The sequence below is a fragment of the Pseudoalteromonas sp. SR43-5 genome (assembly GCF_014163835.1).
GTDB classification, from domain to species: domain Bacteria; phylum Pseudomonadota; class Gammaproteobacteria; order Enterobacterales; family Alteromonadaceae; genus Pseudoalteromonas; species Pseudoalteromonas distincta.
In genome coordinates this window covers 215898-221897 of sequence record NZ_JACJEA010000002.1, presented here as the reverse complement: position 1 = coordinate 221897, position 6000 = coordinate 215898, and the positions used below count along the sequence as shown (strand labels likewise).

The 6000-nt window shown below is 39.5% G+C and carries 5 protein-coding genes; all 5 read right to left on the bottom strand.

What is annotated here, in order from left to right; genetic code table 11:
- Window positions 1-57 precede the first annotated feature (57 nt).
- The 5 genes from H5090_RS02400 to betI all read right to left on the bottom strand — a co-directional run bounded on the left by H5090_RS02400 (window position 58) and on the right by betI (window position 5864).
- Window positions 58-759: a TorF family putative porin gene (locus H5090_RS02400; protein ID WP_024603578.1), complete on the bottom strand. Its 702-nt coding sequence runs from the start codon at window positions 757-759 to the stop codon at window positions 58-60.
- A gap of 9 nt (window positions 760-768) precedes the next feature.
- Window positions 769-1986 (bottom strand): BCCT family transporter, encoded by a 1218-nt coding sequence (locus H5090_RS02395; RefSeq protein WP_182694932.1) that lies wholly within the window; start codon window positions 1984-1986, stop codon window positions 769-771.
- 158 nt (window positions 1987-2144) lie between these two features.
- A complete protein-coding gene (betA, locus tag H5090_RS02390) occupies window positions 2145-3812 on the bottom strand; it encodes a choline dehydrogenase (RefSeq protein ID WP_002958620.1) in 1668 nt (555 codons plus the stop codon).
- Window positions 3813-3823: 11 nt separating this feature from the next.
- Window positions 3824-5287 (bottom strand): betaine-aldehyde dehydrogenase, encoded by a 1464-nt coding sequence (gene betB, locus H5090_RS02385; protein ID WP_182694931.1) that lies wholly within the window; start codon window positions 5285-5287, stop codon window positions 3824-3826.
- Between the two features lies 1 nt (window position 5288).
- Window positions 5289-5864, bottom strand: coding sequence for a transcriptional regulator BetI (gene betI, locus H5090_RS02380; RefSeq protein WP_024603276.1), 576 nt, complete (start codon window positions 5862-5864; stop codon window positions 5289-5291).
- Window positions 5865-6000 lie beyond the last annotated feature (136 nt).

Sequence of the window (6000 nt, the reverse complement as noted above, 5' to 3'; positions counted from 1 at the left end):
AATAAAAATGCCACTCTAAATAGAGTGGCATTTTTTGTTTAATCAGTAATTAATGTATTAAAGATCAAATGTGCGTGAAACAGCAAGTACAATACGCTCATCAGCATAATCGTAATCTAAGCTAGTGTTTTCAGCAGCCACTTCAATACCAAAACCTTCGTAGCTTGTTTGATAAGCTAGGCGGTAGTGCTTGTACGATTTTTTCTGGTTTGTATCCCAAGCCCACTTTTCACCATCAAGTGAGTTTGAAATATCAAAACTTGCACGTAGTGCGTGATTTGGAGCTAGTTCATAAGTGTGAGCAACCATTGAAATTACATGACCCGCACCTGTTCCAAAGTAATCCCAGCTATACCAAAAGTTAAGCTCAGTTTGGCCGTATTCACTTGCATAACCAAACTTAGTGTAAGCTTCAGCGTAGTTACCGTCACTGTTATTACCTTGATAAGTGTAATAAGCGATACCGTAATCAACGCTGAATTGCTCATCAAGTTGTACATATTTACCTAAGTAAGCATCAAGCTCAAAATCAGTGTCGTCACCAAAATCTACGTTTGAGGCCCAAACACCAGCGTAAACACCACTATCAAAGGCATAATCTAAGCTGCCTTGAATTGCAGGGTCGCTATCGGTCTGTGTTACACCATTAAAAGTGTAGTCAGACGCTGCAGTGATTGTTGTTGACCAATCAGCTGCTGCAGTTGTTGATAAAAGTGCAAATGGTAGTGCTACTACAAGTTGTTTTAGTTTGTTATTCATTATTAATCCCTATTGTACTGTGTCTATTTTTGTGTAATCAATTGCGTTTGCTTTTGGTGAGCTATCTATATTCGTTACTGTTTTAAATTTACTGTAACCAATAAAGGCTGCACAGATAAAGAACAAGCCGATAACTAATGCGCCTACCCACTGAATTTGTAAAAATTCTAATTTAAACAATAGTGTAAGTAATGATAGACCAACAACATTTCCGATTATGTATTTCATTTTGCCAAAACGCTTTACGGTAAAGTTTAGGTTATCTGTATATAAACGCACTAACGAATCAAGTGAGTTAATTACAAATACAATACCTACAAATACCATAGCGAAGTTTTTAATACCTTGAGTTGGGATGCCCGCTTCATGGTAGTGATAAAGTACGCTAAACCAAATCGCAATAGGAATAGAAGGGAAAATCAACATTGCACCTAATACTTGGTATGTTTTAAGTCCACCAACAAAGCGTGATGTAAATTGACCAATCATTATGCTCCACGCAAACCACCAGAATAAGTAAAACTCATGGTAATCATTAAGCGGTAAAACAAATTCATTAATGTTTGCAAAGTAAGTACCAATAGAACCTAAGTTATCTGTAAATGCTGACATTTGACTATCACCTATTACAAATGCGCCAGTCCACATAAAGGCGATTAAAGCTAAGAATAACCACGTAGTAGAAATACTTAAAATACGTACATATTTAATGTCAGTACTTGAGTACACAGCAAAACAGATAGCAGCAAACACAATTAAGTAAAACTCAGAAACTATACTTGTTCCATCGCCTAATTCGGGTAAATACCATGGTAGGTTTGTAAGCAGTAAATAAGCGGTAAATGCACATGTACCAATAATTACAACGTTATTGATAAATTTAACCCAAGGAATTTCGAAAAATTTCACTTTAGGTTCTATTACACAGAAATAAAAGCACGTAAGAAAGTAAAATCCCCAGATCAAAAATCCCCAGTAGCCAAACTCAATAGCCAGTGGATTTGCAAACGCGTATTCTGGGCTTGCTTTTATGTCTGCATAACCTGCAAACTCAGTTAAAGGAAACATAATAAGGCCAACATCTAGGCCAGAAGTAAATAGTATTGCTATAAAGGTAAAGGTTCGAACTGGTGTTACACCTACTACGCGAACATTACCCCATTTTATTAAAATAGTGATAATAGCAAGTAAGGTAAAAATGATGCCTGCATTAAGCCAAATAGTCATTGTTACCCTCCAGTAATGAATAAAAATAATTCATAAGCACTCCGTATTTTATTGTTTTATTCTCGCATTAACACAACGTAACCTATTTACATCGTGTGCCACTGCAAGGCACGCATTGGTTTAGCCCGACGAGACTAAACCTAAGCATGTGGCTAAAGTTAGATCTCCGTACTACGTTGTGTTTCTTGCCAGTTTGTTGTTATGGCAACATTCACATCCGATTTCTGTAATGGTTCTTTACCTAAAATTATGTCAGCTGCTTTTTCGGCAACCATAATAGTAGGCGCATTCAAGTTTCCGTTAGGAACTGTAGGGAATATAGATGAGTCAACAACACGTAGTCCTTCAATACCATGTACTTGCGTATTTGAATTAACAACGGCCATATCATCTTCACCCATTTTGCATGAGCAAGAAGGGTGGTAGGCACTTTCTACGGCTTGGCGTACAAAGGCATCTATTTCTTCATCTGTTTGAATATGTTTACCTGGTTGAATTTCTTCATCGCGGTATTCATCAAAGGCACTTTGTTCGATTATGTCGCGTGTTAAGCGAACGCACGCTCTAAAGCCTTCAATATCGTCTTGGTGTTCAAGGTAATTAAATAAAATGGTTGGTGGTTGCTCAGGGTTCGCAGAAGCAATAGTGACACTACCGCGACTTTTTGGTTTGTTATGACCAACATGTACCTGAAAACCATGACCTGCAAATGCACTTCTACCATCGTAACGCATAGCCGCTGGTAAAAAGTGATATTGAATATCTGGCCATTCAACACCAGGTTTTGAGCGAATAAACGCACACGATTCAAAATGATTCGTTGCACCTAAACCCGAACGCGTTAATAACCAGCGCGCACCAATCAACCCTTTTGAAACAATGCCTAGTTTGCCGTTAAGCGTGATAGGTTGCTTACACTTGTATTGAAAGTAAAACTCAAGATGATCTTGTAAGTTTTGACCTACACCTGGTAGATGATGCTGTACTTCAACGCCTGCTTTTTCAAGCGCTTGAGTATCACCAATACCAGAGAGTTGTAAAATATGTGGAGAGCCGATAGGGCCTGCACTTAATATAACGTCTTTTGCAGCATGTGCAGTTTTAACGTCGCCATTTACTTTGTATTCAATGCCTGTGGCTTTTTTACCATCTAAAATCACGCGCTGTGCTAGTGCACCTGTAATAATCGTTAAATTACTACGCGATTTAACAGGGTCTAAATACTCACGCGAAGCAGAGCTGCGCACGCCGTCTTTTACGGTCATGTGCATTGGGCCAAAACCCTCTTGCTGCGATGCATTATAATCATCTGTAGACGCGTAACCGGCTTGTACACCTGCTTTGATAAAGGTGCGGTAAAGCGGGTTTTTCATTTCGTTGCCGTTATTAACGCCAAGCGGGCCTTTGCCACCACGGTAAGTATTTTCACCAAGATAAAAGCTTTCTGCTTTTTGAAAATACGGTAAACACGATTGGTAATCCCAGCCGTTTGCACCGTGTTGCTGCCATTCGTCAAAATCTTTTGCGTGGCCACGTACGTATACCATGCCGTTGATAGATGACGAGCCGCCTAATACTTTGCCTCGAGGACAATGCATTTCACGGTTATCTAAATGAGGCTCAGGCTGCGTATGAAACTGCCATGCGTATTTGTCACTATTCATAGGAATAGATAATGCGGTTGGCATTTTTATAAAAATACTTTTATCGCTACCGCCAGTTTCAAGTAGTAACACGCGGTTACTTGAATCTTCAGATAAACGGTTGGCTAAAACACAACCCGCCGAACCCGCGCCAACAATAATATAGTCGTAATGATTACTCATAGTAGGGCGCCTTAAAATGGGCTTTCTATGTCGGCCATACCAACATAAATAGACTTAGTTTGCGTGTATTGATCAAGCGTTTGTATACCATTTTCACGGCCAATACCCGATTGCTTGTAACCGCCAACTGGCATTTCAGCCGGTGAGTTACCGTATGCATTAATCCAACAAATACCGGCTTGTAACTTATGAATTACGCGGTGAGCACGTTTAATATCACTCGTAAATACGCCAGCAGCTAAGCCTAGGTGTGTACCGTTAGCGCGTGCAATCACATCGTCTTCATCGTCAAAAACAAGCACGCTCATTACTGGACCAAATATTTCTTCTTTAACAATAGTCATATCGTCATTACAATCAATAAACACAGTTGGTGCTACAAAGTATCCATTAGGTGCAGATTCAGGTGAAAGCGTTGTACCACCGGTTAGTAGTGTTGCGCCTTCTTCAATACCTTTATTAACGTAGCTCATTACTAGTTCTTGATGCTTTTTAGAGATAAGTGCGCCAAAGTTAGTATTTAAATCTTGTGGGTCGCCAGCAATAATGTTTTTCTCAGTGCGCGCTTTAAGCTCATCAATAAACTGCTGATATACATTTTTGTGAACGTAAATACGTGTACAGTTAGTACAAATTTCGCCTTGCGTATAAAAGTTACCTAACATAGCAGCGCTAACCGCTTGCTCTATGTTGGCATCATCAAATACTAATAGTGGAGATTTACCACCAAGTTCCATCGTGACATCTTTTAACGTACCGGCAGCACTCGCTACTACTTTTTTACCTGTGCCTACTTCACCCGTAAACGATACTTTATCAATATCGCTATGCTGCGTTAGCCACTGGCCTACATCGCCCGCGCCTTGAACAACATTAAACACACCTGCAGGTACGCCAGCTTCAACAAATACTTCTGCAAGTTTAATTGCGCCAAGTGGTGTTTCTTCAGATGGTTTGAATATAAATGCATTCCCAGCAGCAAGAGCAGGGCCCGACTTCCAACATGCAATTTGTAGTGGGTAGTTCCATGCACCAATACCCGCACAAATACCTAATGGTTCTTTGCGTGTGTAGTAAAAGTCATCACCAACCATTTGTTGTTGGCCTACTTGTGCTGGCGCAAGACCTGCAAAGTATTCAATTACATCAGCGCCAGTTTCAATATCAACACAATTTGCTTCTTGCATTGGTTTACCGGTGTCGAGTACTTCTACAAGTGCTAGTTCATCGTTGCGCTCGCGTAAAATAGCCACTGCTTTTAATAAAATGCGGCTACGTTCAATGGGTGTCATTGCTGACCACTGAGCAAAACCTTGCTTTGCACTCTCAATGGCTGCGTTTTGAATAAATTCGTCGGCAATTTCTACTGCGTAAATAACCTCGCCCGTTGCTGGGTTTGTTACATCAAATGTTTTGCCGTTCTGGTTTGCAAGAAAATGGCCGTTAATAAAATTTTGATAGACAGGTGTAGTCACGCTAGGCTCCATATTGCTTGATAAGTGAAAGTACATAGCTTTTTGCTAACTTTTCACAGTGTTTAAACTGATTATTGTCTGATTTACTCAGTACTGCTCTTAACCATAGGCCATCGATCATTGCGGCGCTAAGTTCTGCAGCTTGATTTGCTTGCTCAATAGGCATTAATTGTTTAAAAGAAAATGCTAAATTACTTTGCAAGCGTTTACTGTTTACATTTTGTAGTCGGTGTAATTCTTCATCATGCATCGATTGCGCCCAAAAACTTAACCACGTTCGGGTTGTATCATTACGCTGTTGTACAAGCGCAAAGTTGGCTTCGATAATAAACATTAAACGTTCAGTCGCATTTGTTTGATGATTTACTTTGCCTATCAAGTCTTGTTTTAAGCTTGTTAGTAAGTATCGAACAGTGGCTTCAATCAACCCCTGCTTACCACCAAAATAATGACTAATAATACCCGACGATAAACCTGCATTTTTACTAATGCTGTTTATAGTCGTTCCTTGTAATCCATTCGTCGCAACAGATTCTATAGTTGCGTCAATTAGCTGCTGACGCCTGACAGGTTCCATTCCAACTTTAGGCATAATTTTTATTAATTGAACGTTCAATAAAGATAAGCTTAAGGTAATAGCTCTAACAATTCAAGGTTGAGGTAAATATCTAGATGCCAAAATGTAGATTAATCATTAATAAAAGAGCAATTAA